Below are 26,283 nucleotides of genomic sequence, written 5' to 3' on the forward strand. Positions count from 1 at the left end.
GTAAAAATACGACCTGATGCTTAATCTTCCTCTGCTTCTTCGACAGAATCCTGCAGCATAGGCAGAGTTACGGTAAAGGTGGTCCCCGTTCCAAGCTCACTCTCGACAGCGAGCTGTCCATGATGAAGCTCCACCAAGTGCTTCACAATGGAGAGACCAAGCCCTGTTCCGCCCGAATTACGGGACCTGCCTTTGTCCACCCGATAAAAACGTTCGAATACGCGAGGCAGATCACTTTTCGGAATACCTATACCTGTATCACTCACCTGGAAGATGATATGCTCCTCATCCTTGCTGATCTGAGCTGTAATCTTAACCCTGCCGCCATCCAGAGTATAATTAATTCCGTTGCTGACCAGATTCAAGAAGATTTGCTTCAATTTATCCTCATCTGCTTCGATGAACAATTCTTCCGGCACATCCAGAATTAATCGAATCTGCTTCTTCTCTGCGGCATTGCCCAGTGTTCCTGTTATCATTTCAAAAAAAGGCATGAGATGTACAGGTGAGCAATCCAGTGTCGCTCGCTTTGATTCAATCTTAGACAGATCCAATATGTCACTTATTAAGCGATTCAGCCTGTCCCCTTCATCATAGATAATCTGCAGGAAGGACCTTGTTGTTTCTTCATCTCTAACTCCCCCGCTCAGCAGCGTCTCCGCAAAACCTTTAACAGCGGCAACCGGCGTCTTCAGCTCATGAGATACATTCGCGACAAATTCGCTGCGCATGTTCTCCAGTCTGCGAATGGCTGTAATATCCTGAAGCAGGAAGAGCATTCCCCGATAGCTTCCATCATTCTCATACATCGGTACACCGTCAATGCGAACGATAATTTCGTCCGGGCTGTAGATTCGCACTTCGTCATGCACTTTACTTCGCTGCAAAATGCTTGTCTCCACAATCTTCGTCAGTTCATAGTGACGTTTTAATTCATGGTACGGCTTTCCGGTTACACGATCGGGATGCAGCCCCAGCATGCGATGGCTCTCTCTGTTCAGCACCGCAATATTCTGATTCGCATCAATCATCAAAATACCGCCAGCCATGTTGGTCATCACACTCTGCACCAAATCCTCATTGTCACGAATCAACTTCAGCTGGGCCTGCAGGCTGTCAGCCATTCCATTAATGGCATTCCCTAGCTGTCCTATCTCATCATTCCGGGTAAATTTGACTCTCGCATCGTAATCAAGATTCGAAATCTGATTCGCTACTTTGGTTATATGCTCAATTGGCTGCGTTAAGCCTCTAGCTACTCTGTAACAGACGATCGCCGCAATGATATAAAGGGCAAGAAGTGTTAACCCCATTAAATACCAGCCTCTTGCAAGTCCTTCATCAACCGAGTCCAAGCTTAGGGATAGTCGGATGTATCCATCAAAATGTTGGTCAGGGGATGTGACTGGCAGTGCAACATACAGCATTTTTTGTGACAGTGTATCACTCGTCCTGATGGAACGGCCGTAAGGTGAATCATGATCATTCGCTGTTTGTATCTCTTCACGATTAAGATGATTGTCCATCTCGTCAGCAGCATACTCTGAATCTCCAATAACGGTTCCATCCTTCAAAATGAACGTCGTTCGGGAGTCGGTTAAGCGCTCCAGTAACTCGGCCTGCTGCGTGTAGTATGCAACGACTTCATTCTTGTCTAGTGAAGTGTCTTTAAAGTCAAATGTAGAATGAAGCAGATTAATCTCTCTAACCATATTTTCTTCCTGAGATTGGATATGCAGGTCTTTAAATACTTGACCCAAAGCCAAACCAGAGGACAGTACAGAGAGTCCAATCAGCACCATGATGATCATTGTGAGTCTGAATCGAAAATTTTTCATAAATGCTAGTAATCATCCTTTGTATGAATCAATTTCATATTACCTTTAGCTGCTTCAATAAGACGAATTGATTCGTATAATAATAATTAATCTTGTGTATAGAAAGCCCATAGATATTCATCCATTGGCTAAATTAATGGGGACTGAACATTTACAATGTGCTTCCCCCTATAATTAAGTTCCACACTAATATTTACTTCCAATATAAGAACCTATGTCACCTCGCAGCAAGACGCTTGTCTTTCACAGGAGCAAAACGCTTGAGTACAGCATGCTGCACCGTGGCTAAGGGCTGTTGAATTAAGATGCCGAGTACTACAGGTATGGCTGCTTCCGGTGAAAAATAACCCATAGCGAGTACAAGACCGAGTGATATATTCCGCATACCAGAGGCATAAGACATCGTTACGCTTATTTCCCGGGAAACATAGGGCAATAAGAAGGAGCCGGCAAAACCGATGATGTAGCACAGAGCAACGATAAACGTAATGGATATGATCGCCATGATTACACTTGAATCTAAACTGCGCACATGAGGTGCAATAGCTGCCGCGTTGAGCAGAACAACGGCCATAAAGCAAAATTTGGATATTGGAGCAGTAATCGGGGCGGACCATTCTTTAAATTTTCCTTTAGACAGTTCATATACAATGACACCCAAAATCGTCGGCACCACAATAATGAGCATCAAATCCTTGATCAAACTAAGCGTATCAAATTGAACCTCTGCTCCAAAAAACAACTCGATCAGACCTGGAACAACCAGTGGACTTAGAGCTGAATCCAGCACGACCATCGCAAGCATCAGAGGCACACTTCCATAAGACATTGACACCCACAAGACCGAGGATACACCAAGAGGTATGATCGTAAATAGAACGAGTCCAATTGTATACCCCGATGAAGCACCAAATAACAATGTGCCCATAAAATAGGCTATCAAAGGAGCCAGCACATGTGACAGCAATAGTGTAACAACCATGACGGCCGGGCGCTGTACCACCTTCTTCAAGTGACGAACACCACACCCAATGGCCATAACAAAAGTAACGTAGCCAAACAGGTAAGGAGCCCATGATACATAGGATATCAGCTGGTCCGACAGCATAACGCCTAGTAATAATGTTAGCGGCATAATGATAAACATGTATTTTTCAAAACCTGCAGTAAAGCGCAGTGACAGTAGCCTCATGCTGCAACAGATCCTCTCTATGTAACTTATGTAAATTCATGTTCAGTTTTAATTGATCATATCATAGATTACCAGCTCATTTTCGTTCTTTATGTAAAATCTAATTGAATATAAGAATACAAAAAAAGCTCTGTACAGTGTATTTATACTGTACAGAGCTTTACGTATTAGAAACCTATTAACCGTTGACCACTTCGCCGCCATTTACATGGATAACTTGGCCTGTTACATAAGAAGAGTCGCTGGTTGCTAAATATACATATGCAGGTGCCAATTCTTCCGGCTGACCTGGACGCTTCATCGGCTGAGTTGCTCCAAATTCACTTACCTTCTGCTCATCAAAGGTAGCCGGAATAAGCGGAGTCCAGATTGGTCCTGGAGCAACGGCATTGACTCGAATTCCTTTCTCTGCCAAATGCATAGATAAGGAACGTGTGAAGGAAGTGATGGCTCCCTTCGTCGAGGAATAGTCTATGAGTGTCGGGCTGCCGCGATATGCCGTGATTGAGGTCGTATTGATAATTGAACTCCCACCTTTTAAGTGAGGCATTGCCGCTCTAGTCAAATAGAACATGCTGAAGATGTTGGTACGGAATGTCTTCTCAAGCTGTTCATCCGTAATATCCTCAAAGCTTTGCTGAGGATGCTGTTCAGCTGCATTATTGACTAATACATTCAGTTGTCCCAATTCCTCTACCGTTTGCTGTACCGCTTGCTGGCAGAAGGCCGGATCACCTACATCTCCAGCGATCAGGATACACTTTCTGCCTTCCTGCTCAACCTGGCGCTTCGTTTCCTCTGCATCACCGTGTTCATTCAAATATACGATGGCTACATCGGCACCTTCCTTGGCAAAAGTCACTGCCACAGCACGGCCTATACCGCTGTCACCGCCTGTGATAAGCGCTGTCTTCCCTGTGAGCTTCCCTGCTGCCTTGTATTGTTCAGATTCGAATTCCGGTCTAGGAAACATTTCCGATTCGATTCCCGGCTGCTGATTCTGATGCTGTGGAGGCAAAGTTTGATTCACTTGATTCTGTCCCATTTCTGATTTCTCCTTTCGAACGTCAATTTTCATTTCATTAACAGGTTTAGGATGGCTGTTCCCCTCCTCATTATTCCTAACGATTCAGTGACAGCCCATACTCAATAAATATCTCATCCTACTCAATATGGATTTACCCTCTCTTCATAGGATCAAACAATTCGAATGATTAATTCTCGTTCTTAAATCGATGAAAAAATCGGAAGCACAAAAAGACAATGGTCGTTTGCTTATATGCAAATAACCATTGTCTCCGTTAATACATTATTATGTATCTTTAGTTTACCAAGGATTAACCATAATCCACAGCATGACCAATAGAAGCACTGCCAGAATGATACTAAATGTGCGCAGCTTTCCTTTTTCACTACTGATGTCTCTCTTCTCTTGAATACCTGCAATACCCAGACGTAGAGATTTCCCCATAATACCTGCAATCGCCAGCATAGCAAGGAAAATAACAACAACAAGAATCATCCAGGAAACGCCATACTCTCCTTGAGACATAATATATCCGCCGGACAGCAATTGAATGATCAAGCCGTATTGAGCGATACGGTTAAAGGTTCTTACAGCTGCAATACTGCCCTCTTGTGCGGGTACCGACAATTTGCTGATTGCCGCAACGACAAAAGGAAGTAACAGATAGAAGCCGACTGAAACAGCTCCAAGAATGTGTACAAAATACATAATAGCACCCATATTCGTTGATCTCTCCTTTCTTCAAATTGAAAACAATATCATCATATTACCCATTAGAATAATGCTGTAATCAGTCTATTCCCATAAGGAATATGTACAGGTAATACTCTTCCAAATTATACTTGATAGGCGAGGATAAAGAAAAGGAAACCCTCAAATAATTAAAGGGTTTCCTATCATAATTCACGGATTTTTCATAATCAACATCTGAACTCAGATATGGATCACAGAAATTACATTGCGTACGGAGTCTGCTGATTGATCCAGTGCTGTCTTCTCATCGCTAGTAAGCTCGAGCTCAAATATCTTCTCGATTCCACTGCCGCCAAGAATGGTCGGTACACCAAGGAATAAATCATTGTATCCGTACTCTCCCTCGAGGTATGCAATGACAGGGATAATTCGTTTCTTGTCCTTCAGGATCGCTTCTGTCATCTGAACCAGTGAAGCCGCCGGTGCGTAGTACGCACTTCCGTTTCCTAGGAGATTTACAATTTCGCCCCCGCCTACACGAGTCCGCTTGACGATGGCCTCAATTCGATCCTGAGGAATCAGCGTATCAATGGGGATGCCTCCCACACTGGAATAACGTACAAGTGGAACCATATCATCCCCATGTCCGCCGAGTACGAAACCACGGACATCTTCAACAGAAACATTCAGCTCCTGAGCGATGAACGTACAATAACGAGCCGTGTCAAGAACCCCTGACTGGCCTATGACACGGTTCTTCGGAAAGCCCAGTGTCTGATACGCCGCATAGGTCATTGCATCCACCGGATTACTCAGGATGATGACGATCGAATCAGGACAATATTTTTTCACATTTTCACAGACAGATTTGACGATGCCTGCATTCGTATTTACGAGATCATCACGACTCATGCCCGGTTTACGGGCAATCCCTGCCGTAATAATGACGATATCCGAACCTTCGGCATCCTCGTAGTTGGATGTACCGGTTATGTTACTGTCAAATCCTTGAACAGGACTTGCTTCCAGCATATCAAGCGCTTTACCCTTAGTTGGATTCTCAAGCTGAGGAATATCTATAAGCACGACGTCACCAAGTTCTTTTTGAGCCAACATAAGTGCCGTTGTCGCACCGGTAAAACCGGCGCCGACCACGGTGATCTTTTTACGCTGAATGGTCACAGTATCCGCTCTCCTCTACAGGTTTTTGATAATCTCGTCTGCAAACTCAGAGCATTTCACTTCTGTCGCGCCTTCCATTAAGCGAGCAAAGTCATAGGTAACGGTCTTGTTATTAATGGACGTTTCCATCCCTTTGTAGATCAGGTCAGCCGCTTCCTGCCAGCCCAAATGCTCAAGCAGCATAACACCGGACAAGATAACAGAACCCGGGTTAACTACGTCTTTGTCTGCATACTTCGGTGCTGTACCATGCGTCGCTTCGAAGATGGCATGACCTGTTACATAGTTGATGTTCGCGCCTGGAGCGATACCGATACCACCAACTTGTGCAGCTAGAGCATCAGACAGATAGTCACCGTTCAGGTTCAGTGTTGCGATAACATCAAATTCTGCAGGACGAGTCAGAACTTGCTGAAGGGCGATATCGGCAATTGCATCCTTAACAATGATCTTGCCTGCATCTTCAGCAGCTTTTTGAGCGGCATTCGCTGCATCTGTACCTTCTTTTTCTTTAATTTCATCGTATTGTGCCCAAGTGAACACTTTATCGCCAAATTCAGCTTCCGCTACTTCATAACCCCAGTTCTTGAAGGCACCTTCCGTAAATTTCATAATGTTGCCTTTATGAACCAAAGTTACGCTCTTGCGTCCATGATTGATTGCATATTCAACTGCTGCACGCACAAGACGTTTGGATCCTTCAGAGGATACAGGCTTGATACCGATACCGGATGTTTCAGGGAAACGGATCTTGTTCGCGCCCATCTCTTGCTGCAGGAACTGAATAACCTTCTTCACTTCCTCAGATCCTTCTTTGTACTCGATTCCTGCATAGATGTCTTCTGTGTTCTCACGGAAGATGACCATGTCTACGAGGTCCGGACGTTTAACTGGAGAAGGTACACCGTCGAAATAACGTACAGGACGCAAGCATACATACAAATCCAGCTCTTGACGGAGAGCTACGTTCAGAGAACGGATTCCACCGCCAATTGGAGTTGTAAGCGGCCCTTTAATAGCTACGATATATTCACGGATCGCTTCCAGCGTATCAGCCGGCAGCCACTCTCCGTATGTATTGAATGCTTTTTCACCAGCAAACACTTCATACCAAGCGATTTGCTTCTCGCCATTGTATGCCTTCTCAACTGCTGCATCCAGAACACGCTTCGATGCCTTCCAGATGTCACGGCCTGTCCCGTCACCCTCAATGAAAGGAATGATTGGATTGTTAGGTACTTGAAGTGAACCATTGTCAATTGTAATTTGTTCGCCCTCAGTAGGTAGTGCGAATTTTTCAAAGTTCGGCATTGTAAGTATCCTCCTTGTTATTTAGCGGGTAGTATTCGATAGGCTGACAAGCATGGCAGTGCCTTGGGTAATCAAGAGAGCCTCTCCTGCTACCCAAGGATGCTATGACTCTATTATACATATTTCTTCATTAAAATCCCTAGAGAGTCTATCAAAATTATCGATTTTCGATAGAAATGTACTTTTGGGTTGTCGGTCCTGTATATTCTGCGCGTGGACGAATAATACGGTTATCCGCCAGCTGTTCCAAAATATGTGCTGTCCATCCAGATACACGACTGATAGCGAAGATTGGAGTAAACAAATCTCTTTGAATACCAAGCTGTGTATAAACCGATGCAGAATAGAAATCCACATTAGGTCTCAGACCTTTTTGGCCTGTGATCAATTCTTCGATCCGAACGGACATTTCATACAGCTCTGTATTTTCATTCTGCTCACCAAGTTCACGAGACATCTTCTGCAGATGCTTCGCACGAGGATCTCCGTTCTTGTATACACGGTGTCCAAAGCCCATAATCTTCTCACGATTATCTAGCTTCTGCTGAATATAGGCTTCCAGCTTATCTTTGGAACCGATTTCATTCAGCATCTTCATAACAGCCTCGTTCGCACCGCCATGCAAAGGACCCTTAAGTGCACCAATCGCAGAAGTAACTCCGGAGTAGATGTCAGAAAGGGTAGCTACGGTTACACGGGCAGCAAAAGTAGATGCGTTCAGCTCATGATCCGCATGGAGAACCAGGGCCTGATCCAGTGCTTTGATTGCAGTTTCACTCGGCTCCTCTCCTGTAAGCATGTAAAGGAAATTCTCTGCGATGGATACCCCTTGTTTAGGCGCAATCGGCTCTTTGCCTTCACGAATACGAGCAATGGCTGCAACAATCGTTGGAAGCTGTGCTTGCAGCTTCACTGCCTTATTCTCATTTGCTTCCTGAGAGTCGTCTTCTGCCTGAGCATCATACAGCCCAAGTGCAGACACCGCTGAACGCAGAGCCGCCATTGTATTCAAGTCCCGCGGATAGAGTTTGATCTGAGCGATCAGTTCATCGGGAATCGGTGCATATTCACTGAAGCTCTTATTCAATTGATCAAGCTCAGTTTTGTTAGGGAGCTTGCCGAACCACAGCAAGTAAGCAACTTCTTCAAAGCAAGCGTTCGCAGCGAGGTCATCGATATCATAACCACGATATGTAAGAACGCCGTCAACGATGGAACTGATTGAGGAAGTTGCTGCAACGATACCTTCAAGGCCTTTAGTAGCTGTCATCTTAAACATCTCTCCTTTTTATCAAAAATTTACAACATTTAGAATGAAAACATTTACATTATTAAAGATTACAATATCACATAACGGTATAGCCACGAAACATCACTGGAATCAGACACGCTGTGTAAACAACTTTCTTGAATTATCATACTGGATTTTGTCGCTCCTGTGAACATTTTGGAGATGGATTAGGGCATCAAAGTTTTTTTTCAATATCATAAGACATTTTTTGTAATCACTTTCATTGACATTTAAGGAACCTTGGGACCTGAGACTTTGGTCTTGAATAATGATAAGTTTGATTAAAAAAAGAGCAGAAAGAAGTAATAACTTCTCTCTGCCCTTCCTTAAAAACGTTTATAAAACGTAATTTTTCCGTCTTTCATCTTCTTCTCGATCCATTTCAGCAGGAACAAACGGTATATGGGTCTGGTTAGCGGAAACACAAGGGTGAATCCGATAATATCTGTTACGAATCCAGGTATAATTAACAGGCTGCCACCCAAAAACACGCATAATCCATCCAGCATCTTTCGCCCTGGAACCAGGCCGTTTTGCATTTCATTACGTGTATCCTGAAGAACTTTACGTCCTTCAAATTGCATCATTGCCATCCCGATAATGGAGGTAACCAGAATGAGTAGTAAAGTATATCCTGCCCCTATTTGTTCGCTTACCCATATGAACCCGAACAATTCCACTGCAGGAATGAGCAGCAGAAGCGCCCACATCCAGTTTCGCATGTACGGTTACTCCCTTCCAATAGACAAAGCTCTCTTTAAAGCATCGTACAGGTTTGGAACGCTTTTATCAAGCCTGACAGGCTTGAAGTCTGCATTTACCCACACATGCTGCGTCGATCCTGTGACAAGCAGCTCCCCAGGCAAATCCTCGGTATTCAATACGACCTCTTTGTTATCTATCTTTATCTTGTCTGCTGCCATATCTTCTCTTCGCACTTCATATTCGTAATGAAGTCGGACACTGCTAAAATTATTTATACGCGTCCACACCGTAATATAGTCATCATACTTCGCAGGCAGCTTATACTTCAGGTCAAGTCCAATTACAGGCAGCAGAACCCCCTGCTCTTCCATGCTCCGGTAACTTAATCCAAGACTTCGGATCATTTCGGTTCTGCCGATTTCGAACCAGTTCACATAATTCGCATGGTAAACGACCCCCATTTGGTCACTTTCCTGATAACGTACTCTGAACCGTGTTCCATACCAGGCTGTTCGTTCTATCTGCTGGGCTTTCAAACTTTTGCACCTTCCTTTCTGGAAAAACTGTGAAAAAAGCAATGAGACGATAAATGTCCCATTGCTTCTTTACAAATTCTATATGCTTAATGCTTCAGGAACCTTAGTGGATATGGTCGATCTTGATAAGGTTCGTGGATCCCGAGCGGCCAAGAGGAACGCCCGCTGTGATAACTACCAGATCTCCATCTTGCACGATTCCTGATTTTTTGCCGCCAACTACTGCGTTTTCAAACAGCCCGTCAGTCGTGTCACAAGGCACACCTTTGACAGGTGTTACGCCCCAAGTCAATGCGAGTCTACGCATTGTACGATCTTCGTTCGTTACAGCAACGATCGGAGCTTCTGGACGATATTTGGAAACCATTCGAGCTGTATATCCGGATTCCGTAGAAGTAAGAATTGCTTTGGCATGCAGTTCGTATGCACTGATTGCAACCGATTGACTGATTGCTTCAGTAACCGTTGTTTCTTGAGCAATTCGTTGCTTCTTGTATAGTTCACGGTAGTTAAGTGCAGACTCTGCTTTTTCAGCAATACGAGCCATTGTCAGCACAGATTCTACAGGGTATTTACCTGCAGCTGTTTCTCCGGACAGCATAATTGCATCAGTTCCATCGAAAATGGCATTCGCAACGTCACTTGCTTCCGCACGTGTAGGGCGCGGGTTGCGCTGCATGGAATCCAGCATTTGAGTTGCTGTAATAACCGGCTTGCCGGCAATATTACATTTTTCGATCATACGTTTTTGCACAACCGGTACATCTTCTGCTGGAATTTCAACACCAAGGTCACCGCGTGCAACCATCAGGCCGTCAGATACTTCAAGAATTTCATCCAAGTTATCTACGCCTTCTTGGTTTTCAATTTTAGAAATAATTTGAATGTGTCCTGCATTGTGTTTGTCAAGCAGTTCACGAATTTCTAATACGTCACTTGCTTTACGAACGAAGGAAGCTGCAATAAAATCGATGCCTTGTTCAATTCCAAAAATGATATCGTTAGCGTCTTTTTCGGTAATACCAGGGAGAGAAATTGCAACACCAGGAACGTTAACACCTTTCTTGCTCTTGATGGTGCCGCCGTTAACGATACGGCATTTAATATCCGTTTCGCTTACTTCCTCAACCGTCAGTCCGATCAGACCATCGTCAATCAAAATCGTTGATCCTGGGGATACATCACTTGGCAAGTCTTTGTATGTGATAGACAAACGGTCTTTGTTGCCAAGGATCTCTTCCGTTGTCAGAGTGATGTACTCGTCTTGAACCAGTTCGATAGGCTCAACTTCGAGTTTGCCTGTACGGATCTCAGGACCTTTCGTATCCAGCAGAATTGCAACTGATTTATTCAGCTCGTCACTCGCTGCACGAATTGTTTTGATACGTCCGCCATGCTCCTCAAAGTCACCATGGGAGAAGTTCAAGCGAGCTACGTTCATACCCGCCATAATCAATTTTTTTGTGTTTTCCAACGACTCACTGGAAGGACCAATAGTACATACAATTTTAGTTTTGCGCATTTTTCTAGTTTCCTCCGTTTTCAAAATCTCTCTTTATATATCTTTTCCAACAATTAAATCTACTACAAAATTCGCCTTTTGTATAGGAACTTTGTCATATTTAATCTTTAATTAACGAAGATTCTTCAGGCACTGTTTCCTTAGCTGTAATTTCCTGGAATTTACCTATTTTACGGAATTTCTCGTAGCGATCCTGACGAAGGGCCTCTCTATCCATCTGCAGCAGTTCATTAAGATGCTTCTCCAGCGCTTCCTTAATCGATACTGCCGTCGCTTCGTAATCCCGATGAGAACCGCCACGCGGCTCGGGAACGATATCCTCGATGACTTCCATCTCTATCAGATCCTGAGCGGTTATCTTCATCGCTTCTGCAGCCTGATCTGCTTTGGATGCATCCTTCCACAGAATCGAAGCTGCACCATTAGGTGAGATAACGGAGTAAATTGCATGCTCAAGCATTAGCACCCGATTGCCGACCGCCATCGCAAGAGCACCGCCGCTTCCTCCTTCTCCAATGATGACGCACAGCACAGGCACAGAGAGCTTGGCCATCTCAAGAAGATTACGGGCGATAGCTTCGGACTGACCACGTTCCTCCGCTGTTTTGCCCGGATATGCCCCTTTCGTATCTATGAAAGTAATAATAGGCCTGCCAAACTTGTTAGCCTGATGCATTAAACGGAGCGCTTTACGAAACCCTTCCGGGTGCGGACTCCCAAAAAAACGGGCAATATTATCTTTCGTATCCTTGCCTCGCTGCTGTCCGATAACCGTAACAGGACGTCCGTTAAGCTTGGCAAGTCCTCCGACCACGGCCAGATCATCACCAAACTGGCGATCTCCATGAAGCTCCATAAAGTCCGTAAAGATGAGCGATATCAGGTCCAGCGAAGTGGGGCGCTGCTGATGTCTTGCCAAATGCATTTTCTGAGGAGCTGTAATTGATGAGTAAATCTCCTCTTCCAATTTGGTATACCGCTCTTCCAAACGAGCCACTTCCTCTGCAAAATCGATGCCTTTTTCGATACCGAATTGCTGAAGCTCTTCAATTTTTTTGCGCATCTCAATAAGAGGCGCTTCATATGGCAACTCTCCCGCCAATTTAGACCTCTCCTTTCGCGCTGTGCATGTCGAGCAGTTTGGCCAATGTATTCCGCAATTCCTTACGGTTCACGACCATATCCAGCTGTCCATGCTGCAAATTGAATTCAGCGGTCTGAAAGTCATCAGGAAGCTTCTGGCGAATGGTCTGTTCAATAACAATTCGGCCTGCAAACCCGAATATAGCTCCCGGTTCCGCAATATTTATATCTCCGAGCATAGCAAAGCTGGCGGAAACGCCGCCTGTCGTCGGATCGGTTATAACAGATATGAACAATCCGCCCTGTTCATCATGCCTGGACAGCGCACTGCTTGTCTTCGCCATTTGCATCAGACTCAGAATGCTCTCCTGCATACGAGCTCCACCTGAGGTGGAAAAAATAAGGATAGGAACCTTCTTCTCTGTGGCTTTCTCTATGGCGCGCGTAATTTTCTCGCCGACAACCGAGCCCATGCTGCCTGTAAAGAAGTCAAAGCTCATAACAGCAACGACCACCGGATGACCATCAATCGTACCTTCACCTGTAACGACGGCATCCTTCAGGCCCGACTTCATCGTTTGCTGCTCCAGCTTAGATTTATAGCCTGGAAAATCCAGGGGGTCCACGGACACCATATCCGCGTCATACTCAATAAATCCTTCATCAAGCGTCATTTCAATACGCTCTCTTGCATTTAGACGCATATGATGACCGCATGACGGACAAACTTTCAAATTCTTTTCAAGTTCCTTGCTGTATTGTATCGTGCCGCATTTGCTGCACTTATTCATGAGTCCCTCTGGAATCTCACGACGCGGTCGCTCTTCACCTTCAGGATTATCTGTGCGCTGTGCACGATCTGAAGGAATGGTCGCGTACTTCCGTTTTTTCTGGAAAATATCTTTGAACACAACTACACCTCTTCAGCCGTAAATTTGTGGCCCATGCAGTCAATTTGTATGATCGACATTGCATAATAAAGTTAACATGAGCAGCTATAAAATGTGCCCTATAAGCAAAAAAAGAGAAGAATGACACATGTGGGGAGTCGTTTCACTCTTTGCATCCGTAGCCCTTGTCCAATTTAGAAGCAGGTCCTAAAAATAATGAATACAATTCCACCGCCTTCAGTATTATGAATGCAGAATGGAATTCAACACTTCCTGAACCTCTTCCAATTCTCCGGAGGGTACAAGAATTTCGTACTGTTGCTTGGATAAGCTGATGGGACGGGCCTGTACCAAAAATCCTTCTTCCTCAAGCCGATTTGTAATTCTGTCAGCAATCTTTGCCGTCGGTGCAATATATATCACCGTCCACATGCCATTGTACGCCCCCTAAGCCTCATGTTCAAAGCCCGTATAATGGGTTAATGATAACATAACTGACTTTTTTTCCGCAAGGAAAGGAAAGGAAGGCATGGGACGATTATAACCATAATGTTCCTTCATTACATCTTACTGTAACATTCGTTATATCCATATTAGCAGAATATAAACCTTCCAATTACAGCGGATAGACCTTCGCATTCGTGTTCTGATGCGCAATTCGAGCCGAAGCAGCAGCTGCAAGGCCTGCCACCAAATCATCCAGGAATACATGAATGCCCGCATTTTTGTCATTCAGATTCTTAATGATTCCGGTCTTCTCCTTGTCTAAATATCCAAAACTTGTAAGCCCTATCATACCATATACACTGGTAATTCCAAGTGCAAGAGTCTCGTCCACACCATACAGCGGCTCATCCGCCTCCATCAATGCCTGAAGCGGCTGAGGCAGCAGATTTTGCTCCGCCAGCTCATCAAGTGCTACCCCCGTATATAACGTATACTGTACCTCACGCTTGGCAAGAACAGCCCGTACGCTTGTAACACACTCTTCTTCCTTTAATTCGGGATGAAACTTTTTTTGAAGATCATAGACTATTTTGGCGATGGATTCAACGCTCACACCCCTGCGTTTCAGCATCGCTTCCGCAATTTCATATGACATCCGCTGATTCCCCCATCCTTTAAAAACTAGGAATTCCACATAAACTAAGGTATCCGCTTCAAAAATCAAAGCCCACCTTTGCACCTTAGGCCGCATCAATTCACAGCAACCATCGATACTTATAGGGTGTTCCTAAGTGTATGCGCCAGGTTCAAAAATAGTTCGTAAAATGTGCTCATGCACAACAGGGATGCCATATAAAATTACATTCATTATTTCACGATAACGGTATCTTCCCCGAGCATTTGTTCCATACGGTGAATCAGTTCAGGAGAGGGATTAATTCGATAACTGTCACTTAATGCCCGATACTCCCTAGTTTCTTCATAAAAAAGGATCGTAGCTACATTTCCCGGATGTTCCTGTAACAAGACCTTAAGCTTAGTGAGCATCCCCGACTTCTCTATGTCAGGTTTAATCTTGATGAATACTCGCTGCTCGCCCCTGGCGGGCTTCCTATCCGTTACAACCCCTTGGCTATCTGACTTATTTTGCGCCCGTCCACTTCCACTGTTAGGCGGAGAAGTAGAACGACGATTTCTGCCGACTTTAGGCTGTGAAGCTTCTTCCGAACTGCTTCGCTCTTTACCTCCGCTCCCTCTGTTACGCTGCTGCATCATACGCTGCAACTTGTCTGTACTAAGCTCATCCACCTCATCAGCAAGCAGCTTGAAGCCTTCATCCTGAAGCTGAACTTTAGCCCGGAGCGCAATTAATTGACCTTTTGCCGCTAAGTTCTGACTTCTTCTCCACACTTCGGGAAACAATACCACTTCGGTCCGTTCGATCTGATCCTCCAGCTCCATGAAGGCCATCGCTTTGCCTTGCTTCGTAGTAATCGATTTGACGGAAACGACCATTCCGGCCGTAACAATCTGCGCATGCTCTTGTGCATCGTGAAGCTCCATCAGCTTATCCGCTTCGAGCTCTTCCAGAACTTCCGTAAAATCATCAAGCGGGTGACCGGATAGGTATAATCCAAGCAGCTCGCGTTCTAATTCAAGCTGCTGTGTAATCGTGTACTTAGGTATATCCGGATATTCAATTTCCCAATTCGGAGTCTCCACAAAATCAAACAGCTGGATCTGCAGATCCTCTCTCTCTTTGCGCCATTTCGTGGCCGCTTCTACCACTTCATCAAGCATGGCGAACAGCTGCGCACGGTGACCAGGCAATGTATCGAAAGCCCCGGCCTGTATAAGAGATTCTATGACCCGCTTGTTACATACTCTTAGGTCCACTCTTCTGCAAAAATCGAGCAGACTCTCGAACGGTCCCTTGGCCCGCTCTGCAATAATGCTGTCTACGGCCTGTGTACCTACATTTTTAATGGCAGCCAGACCAAAGCGAATGCCCGTCTCACCACCGCCCGGAGTAAACAGCACTCCGCTTTCATTTACATCAGGTGGCAGCACAGGAATATTCATTCGTCTGCATTCGACAACATACTCTGCTACTTTTCGATGATTTCCCATGACCGCCGTCAGCATCGAAGCCATAAATTCGACAGGATAATGTGTCTTCAGATACGCCGTCTGAAAGGCCAATACTCCATACGCAGCAGCATGGGCCCGAGGGAAGCCGTAATTGGCAAACCGTACAATCATATCGTACACAGCTTCAGCATCCTCGCTGCTATAGCCCTGATTCAGGCTCCCTTTTACAAAGTGCTCTCTCTCTTTATCAAGCACTTCCCGTTTCTTCTTCGATACCGCCCTGCGGAGCAGATCGGCTTCTCCAAGAGAAAAGCCTGCCATTAGAGAAGCAATCTGCATAATCTGCTCCTGATACACGATGATACCGTAGGTGTCCTCAAGTATTGGAGCGAGATCAGCATGCGGGTACTCGACCTTGATCTCCCCATGCTTTCCTTGGATATACTTAGGAATGAAATCCATCGGACCCGGACGATATAAAGCAACCACAGAGATAATATCTTCAAATACGGAAGGCTTCAAATCCTTCAGCACTCTTCTGATTCCGGCTGACTCCAGCTGGAATATACCTGTCGTATCTCCAGAACCGAGCATTTCATAGGTTAGCGGATCATCATCCGGAACTGTTTTGAAATCTGGAACTTGCTTCTGCTGATCCTGAATCCATCGCATACAGCGTTCAATGATGGAGAGAGTCCTCAGTCCAAGGAAGTCCATCTTGAGTAGTCCGATGGCTTCGAGATTCTCCATGGAATATTGAGTAAGCGCGGTCCCTTCACTGCCCTCCTGGAGAGGCACTACATCGGTCAGCGGGTCTTTGGATATAACCACACCTGCCGCATGCGTAGAAGCATGCCTTGGCATGCCTTCGACCTTTTTGGCCATTGTGAGCAGCTCTCTTGTTTTGGCTTTGGTATCATGCAGTACTCTAAGCTCATCGCTTATCTCCAGAGCTTTGGTGATATTCATCCCCACTTGTCCGGGAATGAGCTTGGCAGCCTTGTCCACTTCCCCATACGGAATATTAAGCACTCTTCCTACATCTCGAACGGCTGCACGCGCAGCAAGCGTACCAAAAGTAATAATCTGTGCGACATGCTCGCGTCCATATTTAGAAGCGACATATTCAATCACTTCATCCCGGCGTTCATCACTGAAATCAATATCGATATCCGGCATGGTCACCCGCTCAGGGTTGAGAAATCGCTCAAACAAAAGCCTGTATTTCATCGGATCCACATTAGTAATATTCAGTACGTAGGCAACGAGACTTCCTGCGGAGGAGCCCCGTCCCGGACCGGTTGCTATTCCCTCTCTATGCGCATAGGCGATGAAATCCCATACGATGAGGAAATAATCAGAGAAGCCCATTTTATCAATGACGGACAGCTCGTAATCCAGCCGTTTATTCAGCTCGGATCTCTGCTCTTCATGATGCCAGTTATCCGTATCCTTGTAGCGTTCTTCCAGCCCCTTCAGGCAGAGTTCGCGCAAATACTGTCCAGGCGTCAGATGCTCAGGGATCGGCCGGTACTCAGGCAGAATGGAATGTCCAAATTCCAGATCAAGCTGAATGCGGTCAGCAATTTTAAGGGTATTCTCTACCGCCTCTCTCACATGAGGAAAAAGACGAGCCATCTCATCGCCGTTTTTCAAATATAGCTGGCTTGAGGGAATCTTAAGCCGTTCCTCATCCTCCACCGTTTTGCCCGTACCAATGCATATAAGGACATCCTGCACCTCGGCGTCCTCTTGAGACAAATAGTGCACATCATTCGTTGCTACAAGCGGTATGGACAATTCTGCGGCAAGCTCAATCAGCTGAGGATTCACTCGCTTCTGCTCTGCCAGACCATGATCTTGAAGCTCAAGATAGTATCGGTCTCCAAAGATCTGTTTGTGCCTCATGGCTGCACTTTTGGCTTCATCATATCGTCCCATCAGAAGATGCTGAGGAATTTCTCCCCCGAGACAGGCACTGAGGCATATCAATCCTTCGTTGTATTTCGCCAGGCTCTCCATATCGATCCGCGGCTTATAGTGAAAGCCCTCCAAGTGACCAATGGAGCACAGCCTCATCAGATTTTGATACCCGGTCATGTTCTGCGCCAGCAATATAAGATGATAGATCGGTTGATCCTTGCGGCTGCCGCGTTCATGTCTTGAGCCTGCTGTAATATACACTTCACAGCCGATAATCGGCTTAATTCCTTTAGCTGCACATGCTTTATAAAAAGGAATGGCTCCATACATAACCCCATGATCCGTCAGGGCCAGAGCTTCCATCCCGTATCCTGCTGCTGTGTCCACGAGCTCTGCAATCCGCGCCGCACCATCTAGCAGGCTGTATTCACTGTGAACATGCAGATGCACAAATGAACTCATGCTTCCATTCTTCCTCTCTACATTCTCAAATTTACGTATTTTATCTTTACTATTTTATCATATCAGACAAGGCTCCGCCCATAGAATAGAGTACAAGCCGGACGACTCTGCATATCTCACTTAGAAGAACAGCTTGCTAAAAGTGCTATTTAAGAAAGGTGTGTAGTGAACAATGACTTTCATGTCCAAAGTAATCCTAGATTTCTTTATCGCTTTCGGCATCGTTCTCGGTGGGTCCATGCTTGGCGGGATTGGGGCCGTAATGTCCATGCAGCCGCCTACACAAACGATGCTGGAGGTTGCCGGCCGCATTAAAATCTGGGCTCTTGCTGCAGCTGTAGGAGGCACGATTGACCCCATGCGGGTCATAGAAAGCAATATGCTGGATGGGAATCTGTCACCTGCCATTAAACAGATCCTTTATATTATATTCGCCTTTCTTGGAGCACATATGGGAACTGAGCTGGTTAAATGGGTGTGTACCATCCGGAATTAAGTAAGGAGGAAGTCAGCTTATGCGTGTACCCGAGTATCGCCGCTTCCGGCCCTTTATACAGCTGTCTGGTGTATTTGTCCTCGGAATGATTGTAGGGAGCATCGTCTATAATGCGATTTTTCATGCCAGCTACAATAAATTATGGATTGAGAATAAAGATCTCAAGATTCAGGAAGAGCAATATATTGATGATATTAATTCTTTGAAGAAATATAGTAAGAGACAGACCGTGATTAAGGAAATCAATATTCGTGCTGAGGAGTCCGAGAAGGCTCCTGATTCTGTGTACGTGAAGGAGATCATTCAACTGCTTACTGATGAGCTTGAGGTGCTCCGGGGAAGAGATGTTTATAATATCGATGAATACAGTAAAATGACACGCATTATGCTGAACAAGAAAACGTATAACGTCCGAGGACATCCTTACACTGTCAAGATTACAACCATGCTCGTAATGGAAGGCGTTCTTCAGGTATGGGTTGATATTTCAGCTGCACCATAAATGAGCTAAACATGTTACAATAAGTGATAATTCCATATTTATGTAACATAAAGGAGCTGTCCTTCTTTCTATGCTGGATGTCATTCGTTATTTACTGTTTGCGCTGTTCATCCTCTCTACCGTCTGCGCAGCCTTCACAAGTATTCGTGGACGCAGAGCCAGTGATGCGCTGAAGCGAGGTCTCTACCAGGCAATGACAAGCATATGGATGGGAATCATGCTGATTGTTCTGGCCCTTATACAGATGTTTATGTTCAGCGGTTCTACGGTTGCCGTCGTTGTTGAGGGATTGTTCCTGGTGCTGGGTGCCTTCAATCTGTTTGCAGGAATTCGCAATCGCATTCATTACTCCCAGATAAAAAACGAAAAGTCTCCTTTATAGGGAGACTTTTCTGATGAATCATTAATATCTAGGATAGATCGATGGATTGCAGGGTCATGATCGCTTTACATATCAGCTGCCCGTCTCGGACCAGGTCAATATCCAGCTTGCAATTGCGTCTGCTGAGCTCCATTACACTTGGAGATATCGTCACTTTATCTTCAATTTGCAGAGGACGCACAAAATAGGTCGAAAAATTCTCCAGCATATGGTCATTTCCGGTAATCTCACGCGCAATTCGATGTCCGGCCTGCGTCATGAGATGAATAAGCACCCCTTCGGAAATCGTGCCTAAGTCTGTCGCCATCTGAGGAATGATTACACCATTGTACTTGATCTCTCCCTGCTCTCCTCTCTCTTCAACGAACCCATTCCATATCAAATGATCGAAGGTTTCTCCAAGCTGAGGCTGCTTCTGGGTGTCCCGCATCGCACTCAACACTTCTGTGCGCTTAACAGAAGTAATCAGCTTACGATTCCGGTCAACGATCGGTAAATAATCGATACCTTCCCAGGCCATAATCTGTGCGGCAGATGCGAGTGAGGTCTTAAGTGTTGCCGTGACAGGCTTGCGCACAACGCTTTTGTCAATACTTTGATGTTCAGGGAGATCTACGACATCCTTGCGGCTTATAATCCCGATTACCCGATTCCATTCATCAATTACCGGAAAACGCAGCTCTCCCGTTTCGAGCACCAGACGGCTGAAATCCGCCACTGTACTACTCAATTTCAAATAGTAGGTTTTGGGCTTTTCACCGACAATATCTTCTACCAGCATAATCTTCTTCTTAATCAATCGGTCAAATATCGCTCTGTTAATCATGGATGCCACAGTAAATGTGTCGTGCTTAGAAGAGATAATCGGTAAGCTCAGCTTGTCCGCAAGACCCACCACTTCTGGATCAGTACCGAAGCCTCCAGTAATAAGCACGCCTGCCCCTTGATTTAACGCAAGACTATGCGCATTATCTCTATTACCAACGATAAGCAGGCTGCCTGCATCGATGTACTTGGCCATGGCTTCTTCTTTCATAGCTCCAATGACGTATTTATACAAAGGTTTGCCCAGCCCTTCATTACCACCAAGGACATGTCCGCCCACAATCTCGACTACATCCCCGAAAGTGAGCTGTTCCGAGGCTCCTCGCAGCCTTTTCTCTACACGTACTGTACCAATCCGTTCTTTGGTAACGACAATTCCTGCATTTTCTGCTTCTTTGACAGCACGGTAAGCAGTCCCTTCACTGACTCCCATTTCTCTAGCAAGCCCTCGAACCGATATCTTCGAACCGATCTTTAACTGCTCTATGTATTGAAGGAGCTGCACATGCTTCGTTACTGTTTCTTCTTCAAATCCTTCCAAACTCGACACCCCTCGGACGATAAAACATTTTACAATTAGTTTAATCAAATATTTTGCATTAAAATCAGTTCATGTGACTCTTAGCTGCTGAAACCAAAAATATAGTTATTTCCGATTATAGCATTAATAAGGGGGACATCTCACCTTAGAACGGTAAAAAGAATTGCATCCCTCATTACATGAAGGTGCATCCGTTAAATAAAAAGGGTTGACTCCATAACAGCAGCTACACTGTAGGAGACAACCCTGCAAGCATTACTGTGAATGCTCTTTGGCCTGCGCCGGCACAATTTTCACTTTGTTTCCCTGTTCCGTATTATCCGTCCATTTAAGCTCCCACTGACGCAGCTTCGCTTTGCGGACACGGTCAAGCGTCTGCTTCTTCTCTTCATCAACGCCCAATATAAAGTGCAGGTTTGCACCGATGACTAGCAGTGTAAAGAACAGCCAGGCCATGCTGAATCCTGCGCTCCAGCCTGTAAATGAAAGCTTCGGTAATGCAAAAACCAGCATACCACCCGCAACAAGCATATACAGCGTGTGCTTCCACTTCGCAAACTTCATACCCTTTCCTCTCATTTCATTCAGCTCCTCATTTATTCCTTAGAATCTATATATCTATTCTATGAACGGAAAAATGAGATTATGTGAATCAATTTAGAGAAAGAGTCCGCAATTATTATTTCAGTTCGCCGCCGTACAGATGCTGCAGACTTTCCATAATGATTTTGTTGACATCTTCAATAATGACGCTAAGGCGGCGTTCTGCCTCAAACAGTCTCCGAATATTCAAATTCAGACTTAGCACCTCAAAGGATTTTTCCATCGTTTCCATTTCCTCTTGAGAAGGCATGTCGCCTGTCATCATCCGCTGCTGGAGCTCATTCTGACGAACCCGAAACTCATCCAGCATACGCTGCGAATCCGGATCTGCGGCAACAAGCTTCATCGCCTGTGAGATTTCCTTCACTTCTTCGCTGTCTTTAAGTGCTGCGGCCAAATCGTGTGCTTTGTCATAAACGTTCATTATTCATTTTCCTCTCTGTCGATAAAGTGCTGCTGTACATTTACTTCCATCCCTCATGTTTTCGTACAACAACCTAAAATTAAATCAAGTTTTGCAAAAAATGGTCAATCACCAAGGGATATATGTCCTCATATGATGAATCACATGCACTTTCTCATACTCAGCTTACATCCAAAAACGACTGACATCATGTTTGCCCCCTGGAAGGAGATCCACGATGTCCCAAAAAAAAATAACGATCCACATCAGCGGATCAGGCATCCTGCAGGATGACGTCGTGATGATCGGTGAGAAATTTCTAAAGTTTTGGAAAATTCCTGCCGGACGTCCGCTCCAGCTTGCATTCGGAAGCTTTAAGCAAGAAGTTACCATTATTTCCGTACCCAAGTTTGAAGGCATGCGAGTGAGTCCCATACTAGCCGAGCGATGTGGTCTCACTTCTCGTACGGTTCTGAAGATCCGTTATTTCGATAGCAGCCGGACACTCCGTATCGGTCCCCTCATCAGCGTCCTGATCAGTCGCGATCATCCTGATAAGCTTGATCGGCCTTTCGGCTCTATCACGATGTTTTGCAGCGAACTGGTGAGGGCCTGTCAGAAACGGGGAGCATACGTGTACTTTATTACACCAGACCATGTCGATTCAGTTACCGGGCAAATCGAAGGCTGGGTGTATGACGAAGGATGGAAAAAAAGAGTGATGCCTATTGCAGATGTCGTCAACAATCGACTGACTTCACGCAAGCTTGAGAACAAACCTAGCGTACAGCATTTTGTAAAGGAAGTAAAATCGCGATACGGAACCGTGACGTATAATGAGAAGTTTCTCGACAAGAATGAAGTGTTCGAGGCGTTGAAATCGGAGAGCAGTCTAAGAAGGTACTTACCTGAATCACACTCCCTCAAGTCCTTTACTGTGCTCAAAACGATGTGTCAAACGTATCCGGTTATATTTCTCAAGCCCGTTCGAGGCAGCCTGGGCAAAGGAATCATACGTATATCCAGACAGTCTGATGGAACCTATATGACCCTTTCCACTCAGCTTGGCGGTGTCCAAAAGCAGGTATACTCCAGCCTCACCAAATTATTTGCAGGATTGTCTGGGAAGATGAAGACAACCAAATACCAGATCCAACAAGGACTGCATCTCATTGATATCGGCAAAAAACCGGTCGATTTCAGAGCATTGGTACAGAAAAATCGTGCAGGGAAATGGAAGGTAACCTCCATTGTCGCCCGCATTGCCGGCGGCAGCCATTTTGTATCCAACCTCGCCAGAGGCGGCTCACTCAGCACGGTAAGAGAAGCCGTAAACAAGAGCTTATTATCCAGTGATGCCAAAAAAAATGCTTATGTCTCTCTGCATAAGGCAGCGCTTAGTATTGCAGAAGGGATCGACGCGACCATTCCAGCGCATTTTGGAGAACTGGGAATTGATCTTGCGATGGATTACTCGGGTAAGGTCTGGCTCATTGAGGTCAATTCGAAGCCCTCCAAGAATGACAACACACCGCTTACTGACAATAAGATCCGGCCATCTGTCATTACTATGCTCGATTATTCCGCTTACCTCGCCGGATTCTAACAACTGGAAAGGAGGAATCAGATCCATGAAAAAGCCGCTTGGTACGCTCGGTGTGCTCGTGAATGAACGGAAGGGAACACCCCCATTTGCCGATGAATATTTCTGCAGGCGGCTCTGTCAAGAAGGAGTAAACTTTGGAATGAATGTCGTTGTGCTCACCCCCAGAAGCTCAGAGCCAAATGGTAATTATCTAGGTTATCAATATATTAAGGGCACCTGGACCCAGCTTCCGGTAGAACAGCCCGATCTGATCTATGATCGATGCCTGTCACCTGTACCCGGCATATTCAGACGAAGAATAAATAAGGCTGCGAAATCAACTTCACACAAGGTCAGATATTTATCCCGGGGACTACCGGGTAAGTGGCATGTTTATAACTCCCTTCGTCTAAACGCTGTGCTGAGAGAGCATTTGCCCGAAACAGCCATCTACACGAATGTAGAACAGCTGAAGCAATGGCTGGTACGGCATCCTCAAGGTGTATTCTTGAAGCCGCAGGCAGGAACACACGGCAAAAGAACCGTTCTCGTTCGCAGGCAGCCTGAGAATGGCAAGCTTATCATTCAGGGACGCAATCGCTCCAACCACATGTTCAACAAGCGTTTCACCAATCATGAACTTGGACTCAGCCAGCTCCATCGCATCCTTTCCACTCGAACATTTATCATTCAGCCATTTCTCTCACTCATGAATCACGAGGAAAAACCATTTGATCTGCGTGTTCTCGTTCAGAAAAATGGCAGGGGGAAATGGAGCTTAAGCGGTCAAGCGATTCGTGAAGGCGGTCATGGCAGTCTTACTTCTAATCTTCACGGAGGCGGAACAGCTGTGGACTGCCGCTCCTTTCTGGAAACGGAATACGGCAAGGATCAAGCCGATCTCATTATGAACAAAGCGGCTGAGCTCTCCGCTATCATCCCCGTGGTACTAGAAGGAAGGTTTGGTCGTTTAAGCGAGCTTGGTATCGATTATGGGATCGACCGTGATGGGAAGCTGTGGATTATTGAAGTGAATTCCAAGCCGGGCCGCTCTTCCTTTCTGCTCGCAGGTGATGTGGAAAGCGCGAGTCTTGCTTACAACCGGCCTCTTGAATATGCCCGTTATTTACTGCTTCGTACCCAATAACGTCAAGCAAAACGAATAAGCACACTAAAATAGCCGAATACATCCAGCACAGCTGGCCTGAGACGAGACAGCTAAGCTCAAGATCAGCAGCGTTTCAGGATAGGAGGATAAAATCAATGAGTCTGACTTTGTGTAATGTGCACTTTACAAAAAGGCCGGAGAAGGTCATCTATATATCCAATGCATTAATGAATAACTTCCAGCTATCCGGTAAAAAAACAGTTCATGTCCGGCTTGGCAAACAGCGTATCAATGTCCATCTCAAACCACTTAAAAAATCCGGAAAACACATCTATCTGTCAAGCAGCGTCCGCAACGCAATTCAAATTCCAAATCCAGGCAATATTCTTATCAAAGGAGTCGAGGGAGATGAAGTTCAGCTCGGTCCGCTGATCGGTATTCTGTCTGACGGTCCGACTTCTGCATCACAACCGTTCGGCTCACGAACCGGATTTGTGAAACAATTGCTTAAACAAGGTAATCAGGATTCTTATACATTCGGATTTACTCCGAAAGATATTGATTGGGGAAATGAGAGGGTCTACGGCTATTTTCTGAACAGCAGTGGTGGATTCTCTAGAAAATACGTGCCGCTTCCAGACGTCGTATATAACAGGCTGCCGAGCAGAAGATCCGACTTCTCGCAATCGACCAACCAGCTTCGTGACCGCTTTGAGCGAAAGAACATTCCTTTTTTCAACTGGAGCTTCTTTAACAAATCCGATATCTATCGATTGCTGGAGAATGATCAGACAGTTAACAGCTATGTACCGGAGTCACACATGAATCCAAGCATGGAAAAGATCAAGGAAATGCTGGACCGTCATCAATTTGTATATTATAAGCCTTCCGCAGGAAGTCTCGGTCAAGGTATTTTTCGTCTGACCTACTTGCCCAAGAAAGGTTATTATGCCAGGTTCAGAAAGCCAGGCGGCAATGTACTTCTCCGATTTACTTCGTTCAAGAAGCTTGCAACCATGCTTCAAGCCAGACTTGGATCGAGAACGAAGGATTACGTTGTCCAGCAAGGGATTCGGTTGATTGAGATCGATGGCTGCCCTATAGATTTTCGTTTTCATATGCATAAGAACGGGAATAACGAGTGGGTTGTTGTCGGGATCGGTGCCAAAAAAGCCGGAAAGGGCTCCATTACTACTCACATTAAGAACGGCGGCTCCCTTATGACACCAGAACACGCTCTCAGCAAAACCTTTGGTGACCGAGCGCAAGAAATCCTGCAGAAATCTAAGAACACAGCGATTAAATTAGCTGAGGCTATCGAGTTTCATCATAAACATCTTCTCGGTGAAATCGGTTTTGATCTCGGTATTGATCAGGAGGCACAAGTATGGATGTTCGAAGCGAACGCCAAACCGGGCAGATCCATTTTTCGTCACCCTTCCCTCCGCACAGAAGGGAAAGCTTCGGTGGAGCATATCCTGGCGCACTGCATGTATCTGAGCAAATTCCGGAAGAAGGAAAGTTCTTAATTGGAGGCAAAAAAAACACAAAGCCAACGATCGCCATATTAACTGTTTATGATAGAAAGAGAAAATTCCGAGGGAACCATAAAAATTTTAAAGACATTATCAAAACAGGCGAACAA

At 45.4% G+C, this 26,283-nt stretch carries 24 protein-coding genes; 6 read left to right on the forward strand and 18 right to left on the reverse strand.

Annotated elements, in window-relative coordinates; all coding sequences use genetic code 11:
• Positions 1-20: 20 nt before the first annotated feature.
• From pnpS to TCA2_RS02390, 15 genes are all read right to left on the reverse strand, one after another.
• Positions 21-1,838 (reverse strand): two-component system histidine kinase PnpS, encoded by a 1,818-nt coding sequence (gene pnpS, locus TCA2_RS02320; protein ID WP_047909917.1) that lies wholly within the window; start codon positions 1,836-1,838, stop codon positions 21-23.
• A 217-nt stretch (positions 1,839-2,055) separates the two neighbouring features.
• Positions 2,056-3,030: a bile acid:sodium symporter family protein gene (locus TCA2_RS02325; protein WP_047909918.1), complete on the reverse strand. Its 975-nt coding sequence runs from the start codon at positions 3,028-3,030 to the stop codon at positions 2,056-2,058.
• 178 nt (positions 3,031-3,208) lie between these two features.
• Complete coding sequence (locus TCA2_RS02330; protein WP_047910230.1) at positions 3,209-4,075, reverse strand: SDR family oxidoreductase; 867 nt, start codon at positions 4,073-4,075, stop codon at positions 3,209-3,211.
• A 282-nt stretch (positions 4,076-4,357) separates the two neighbouring features.
• The gene (locus TCA2_RS02335; protein WP_047909919.1) at positions 4,358-4,777 is read right to left on the reverse strand and encodes a hypothetical protein; all 420 of its coding nucleotides are present in this window, start codon (positions 4,775-4,777) and stop codon (positions 4,358-4,360) included.
• Between the two features lie 213 nt (positions 4,778-4,990).
• Positions 4,991-5,932, reverse strand: a complete 942-nt coding sequence (gene mdh, locus TCA2_RS02340) for a malate dehydrogenase (RefSeq protein ID WP_047909920.1) — start codon at positions 5,930-5,932, stop codon at positions 4,991-4,993.
• 15 nt (positions 5,933-5,947) lie between these two features.
• A complete protein-coding gene (gene icd, locus TCA2_RS02345) occupies positions 5,948-7,243 on the reverse strand; it encodes an NADP-dependent isocitrate dehydrogenase (protein WP_047909921.1) in 1,296 nt (431 codons plus the stop codon).
• A 157-nt stretch (positions 7,244-7,400) separates the two neighbouring features.
• Positions 7,401-8,513: a citrate synthase gene (citZ, locus tag TCA2_RS02350; protein ID WP_047909922.1), complete on the reverse strand. Its 1,113-nt coding sequence runs from the start codon at positions 8,511-8,513 to the stop codon at positions 7,401-7,403.
• A 347-nt stretch (positions 8,514-8,860) separates the two neighbouring features.
• Positions 8,861-9,256 carry an FxsA family protein gene (locus TCA2_RS02355; RefSeq protein ID WP_047909923.1) on the reverse strand — a complete coding sequence of 132 codons (396 nt, stop codon included), beginning with the start codon at positions 9,254-9,256 and terminating at the stop codon, positions 8,861-8,863.
• A 6-nt stretch (positions 9,257-9,262) separates the two neighbouring features.
• On the reverse strand, positions 9,263-9,775 hold the full coding sequence (locus TCA2_RS02360; protein WP_047909924.1) for a thioesterase family protein: 513 nt from the start codon (positions 9,773-9,775) through the stop codon (positions 9,263-9,265).
• A 103-nt stretch (positions 9,776-9,878) separates the two neighbouring features.
• Positions 9,879-11,297 (reverse strand): pyruvate kinase, encoded by a 1,419-nt coding sequence (pyk, locus tag TCA2_RS02365; protein ID WP_047909925.1) that lies wholly within the window; start codon positions 11,295-11,297, stop codon positions 9,879-9,881.
• Positions 11,298-11,397: 100 nt separating this feature from the next.
• Entirely contained in the window at positions 11,398-12,399 is a 1,002-nt protein-coding gene (locus tag TCA2_RS02370; protein WP_047909926.1) for an acetyl-CoA carboxylase carboxyltransferase subunit alpha, read from the reverse strand.
• A 1-nt stretch (position 12,400) separates the two neighbouring features.
• Positions 12,401-13,291: an acetyl-CoA carboxylase, carboxyltransferase subunit beta gene (accD, locus tag TCA2_RS02375; protein WP_047909927.1), complete on the reverse strand. Its 891-nt coding sequence runs from the start codon at positions 13,289-13,291 to the stop codon at positions 12,401-12,403.
• Between the two features lie 222 nt (positions 13,292-13,513).
• Positions 13,514-13,702 (reverse strand): hypothetical protein, encoded by a 189-nt coding sequence (locus TCA2_RS02380; protein WP_047909928.1) that lies wholly within the window; start codon positions 13,700-13,702, stop codon positions 13,514-13,516.
• 184 nt (positions 13,703-13,886) lie between these two features.
• Positions 13,887-14,372, reverse strand: coding sequence for a phosphatidylglycerophosphatase A (locus TCA2_RS02385; RefSeq protein WP_047909929.1), 486 nt, complete (start codon positions 14,370-14,372; stop codon positions 13,887-13,889).
• 212 nt (positions 14,373-14,584) lie between these two features.
• Positions 14,585-18,193 (reverse strand): DNA polymerase III subunit alpha, encoded by a 3,609-nt coding sequence (locus TCA2_RS02390; RefSeq protein ID WP_047909930.1) that lies wholly within the window; start codon positions 18,191-18,193, stop codon positions 14,585-14,587.
• A gap of 172 nt (positions 18,194-18,365) precedes the next feature.
• Between TCA2_RS02390 and TCA2_RS02395 the strand changes: the two genes are divergently transcribed.
• The 3 genes from TCA2_RS02395 (at position 18,366) to TCA2_RS02405 (ending at position 19,573) form a co-directional block, all read left to right on the forward strand.
• The gene (locus tag TCA2_RS02395; protein WP_047909931.1) at positions 18,366-18,689 is read left to right on the forward strand and encodes a YtrH family sporulation protein; all 324 of its coding nucleotides are present in this window, start codon (positions 18,366-18,368) and stop codon (positions 18,687-18,689) included.
• Positions 18,690-18,708: 19 nt separating this feature from the next.
• Positions 18,709-19,191: a hypothetical protein gene (locus TCA2_RS02400; protein WP_047909932.1), complete on the forward strand. Its 483-nt coding sequence runs from the start codon at positions 18,709-18,711 to the stop codon at positions 19,189-19,191.
• A 70-nt stretch (positions 19,192-19,261) separates the two neighbouring features.
• Positions 19,262-19,573 carry a YtpI family protein gene (locus TCA2_RS02405; protein WP_047909933.1) on the forward strand — a complete coding sequence of 104 codons (312 nt, stop codon included), beginning with the start codon at positions 19,262-19,264 and terminating at the stop codon, positions 19,571-19,573.
• A gap of 28 nt (positions 19,574-19,601) precedes the next feature.
• On the opposite strand, the gene TCA2_RS02410 is transcribed toward TCA2_RS02405, so the two are convergent.
• From TCA2_RS02410 to TCA2_RS02420, 3 genes are all read right to left on the reverse strand, one after another.
• A complete protein-coding gene (locus TCA2_RS02410) occupies positions 19,602-20,939 on the reverse strand; it encodes a DRTGG domain-containing protein (RefSeq protein ID WP_047909934.1) in 1,338 nt (445 codons plus the stop codon).
• Between the two features lie 255 nt (positions 20,940-21,194).
• Complete coding sequence (locus TCA2_RS02415; protein ID WP_047909935.1) at positions 21,195-21,518, reverse strand: hypothetical protein; 324 nt, start codon at positions 21,516-21,518, stop codon at positions 21,195-21,197.
• A 100-nt stretch (positions 21,519-21,618) separates the two neighbouring features.
• Positions 21,619-21,966: a YlbF family regulator gene (locus TCA2_RS02420; RefSeq protein ID WP_047909936.1), complete on the reverse strand. Its 348-nt coding sequence runs from the start codon at positions 21,964-21,966 to the stop codon at positions 21,619-21,621.
• 217 nt (positions 21,967-22,183) lie between these two features.
• On the opposite strand from TCA2_RS02420, the gene TCA2_RS02425 reads away from it, so the two are divergent.
• The 3 genes from TCA2_RS02425 (at position 22,184) to TCA2_RS02435 (ending at position 26,167) form a co-directional block, all read left to right on the forward strand.
• Positions 22,184-23,551, forward strand: a complete 1,368-nt coding sequence (locus tag TCA2_RS02425) for a YheC/YheD family protein (protein WP_047909937.1) — start codon at positions 22,184-22,186, stop codon at positions 23,549-23,551.
• Positions 23,552-23,576: 25 nt separating this feature from the next.
• The gene (locus TCA2_RS02430; protein ID WP_047909938.1) at positions 23,577-24,677 is read left to right on the forward strand and encodes a YheC/YheD family protein; all 1,101 of its coding nucleotides are present in this window, start codon (positions 23,577-23,579) and stop codon (positions 24,675-24,677) included.
• Positions 24,678-24,793: 116 nt separating this feature from the next.
• The gene (locus TCA2_RS02435; protein WP_047909939.1) at positions 24,794-26,167 is read left to right on the forward strand and encodes a YheC/YheD family protein; all 1,374 of its coding nucleotides are present in this window, start codon (positions 24,794-24,796) and stop codon (positions 26,165-26,167) included.
• The last annotated feature ends 116 nt before the right edge of the window (positions 26,168-26,283 follow it).

This window comes from Paenibacillus sp. TCA20 (assembly GCF_000732325.1).
GTDB classification, from domain to species: domain Bacteria; phylum Bacillota; class Bacilli; order Paenibacillales; family Paenibacillaceae; genus Paenibacillus; species Paenibacillus urinalis.

Excerpts from the sequence above, each read along its gene's own strand:
- pnpS (WP_047909917.1), bottom strand. The coding sequence starts at position 1,838 with ATGAAAAATTTTCGATTCAGACTCACAATGATCATCATGGTGCTGATT.
- TCA2_RS02325 (WP_047909918.1), bottom strand. The coding sequence starts at position 3,030 with ATGAGGCTACTGTCACTGCGCTTTACTGCAGGTTTTGAAAAATACATG.
- TCA2_RS02330 (WP_047910230.1), bottom strand. The coding sequence starts at position 4,075 with ATGGGACAGAATCAAGTGAATCAAACTTTGCCTCCACAGCATCAGAAT.
- TCA2_RS02335 (WP_047909919.1), bottom strand. The coding sequence starts at position 4,777 with ATGGGTGCTATTATGTATTTTGTACACATTCTTGGAGCTGTTTCAGTC.
- icd (WP_047909921.1), bottom strand. The coding sequence starts at position 7,243 with ATGCCGAACTTTGAAAAATTCGCACTACCTACTGAGGGCGAACAAATT.
- citZ (WP_047909922.1), bottom strand. The coding sequence starts at position 8,513 with ATGACAGCTACTAAAGGCCTTGAAGGTATCGTTGCAGCAACTTCCTCA.
- TCA2_RS02355 (WP_047909923.1), bottom strand. The coding sequence starts at position 9,256 with ATGCGAAACTGGATGTGGGCGCTTCTGCTGCTCATTCCTGCAGTGGAA.
- pyk (WP_047909925.1), bottom strand. The coding sequence starts at position 11,297 with ATGCGCAAAACTAAAATTGTATGTACTATTGGTCCTTCCAGTGAGTCG.
- TCA2_RS02380 (WP_047909928.1), bottom strand. The coding sequence starts at position 13,702 with ATGTGGACGGTGATATATATTGCACCGACGGCAAAGATTGCTGACAGA.
- TCA2_RS02385 (WP_047909929.1), bottom strand. The coding sequence starts at position 14,372 with ATGTCATATGAAATTGCGGAAGCGATGCTGAAACGCAGGGGTGTGAGC.
- TCA2_RS02390 (WP_047909930.1), bottom strand. The coding sequence starts at position 18,193 with ATGAGTTCATTTGTGCATCTGCATGTTCACAGTGAATACAGCCTGCTA.
- TCA2_RS02395 (WP_047909931.1), top strand. The coding sequence starts at position 18,366 with ATGACTTTCATGTCCAAAGTAATCCTAGATTTCTTTATCGCTTTCGGC.
- TCA2_RS02400 (WP_047909932.1), top strand. The coding sequence starts at position 18,709 with ATGCGTGTACCCGAGTATCGCCGCTTCCGGCCCTTTATACAGCTGTCT.
- TCA2_RS02405 (WP_047909933.1), top strand. The coding sequence starts at position 19,262 with ATGCTGGATGTCATTCGTTATTTACTGTTTGCGCTGTTCATCCTCTCT.
- TCA2_RS02415 (WP_047909935.1), bottom strand. The coding sequence starts at position 21,518 with ATGAGAGGAAAGGGTATGAAGTTTGCGAAGTGGAAGCACACGCTGTAT.
- TCA2_RS02420 (WP_047909936.1), bottom strand. The coding sequence starts at position 21,966 with ATGAACGTTTATGACAAAGCACACGATTTGGCCGCAGCACTTAAAGAC.
- TCA2_RS02425 (WP_047909937.1), top strand. The coding sequence starts at position 22,184 with ATGTCCCAAAAAAAAATAACGATCCACATCAGCGGATCAGGCATCCTG.
- TCA2_RS02430 (WP_047909938.1), top strand. The coding sequence starts at position 23,577 with ATGAAAAAGCCGCTTGGTACGCTCGGTGTGCTCGTGAATGAACGGAAG.
- TCA2_RS02435 (WP_047909939.1), top strand. The coding sequence starts at position 24,794 with ATGAGTCTGACTTTGTGTAATGTGCACTTTACAAAAAGGCCGGAGAAG.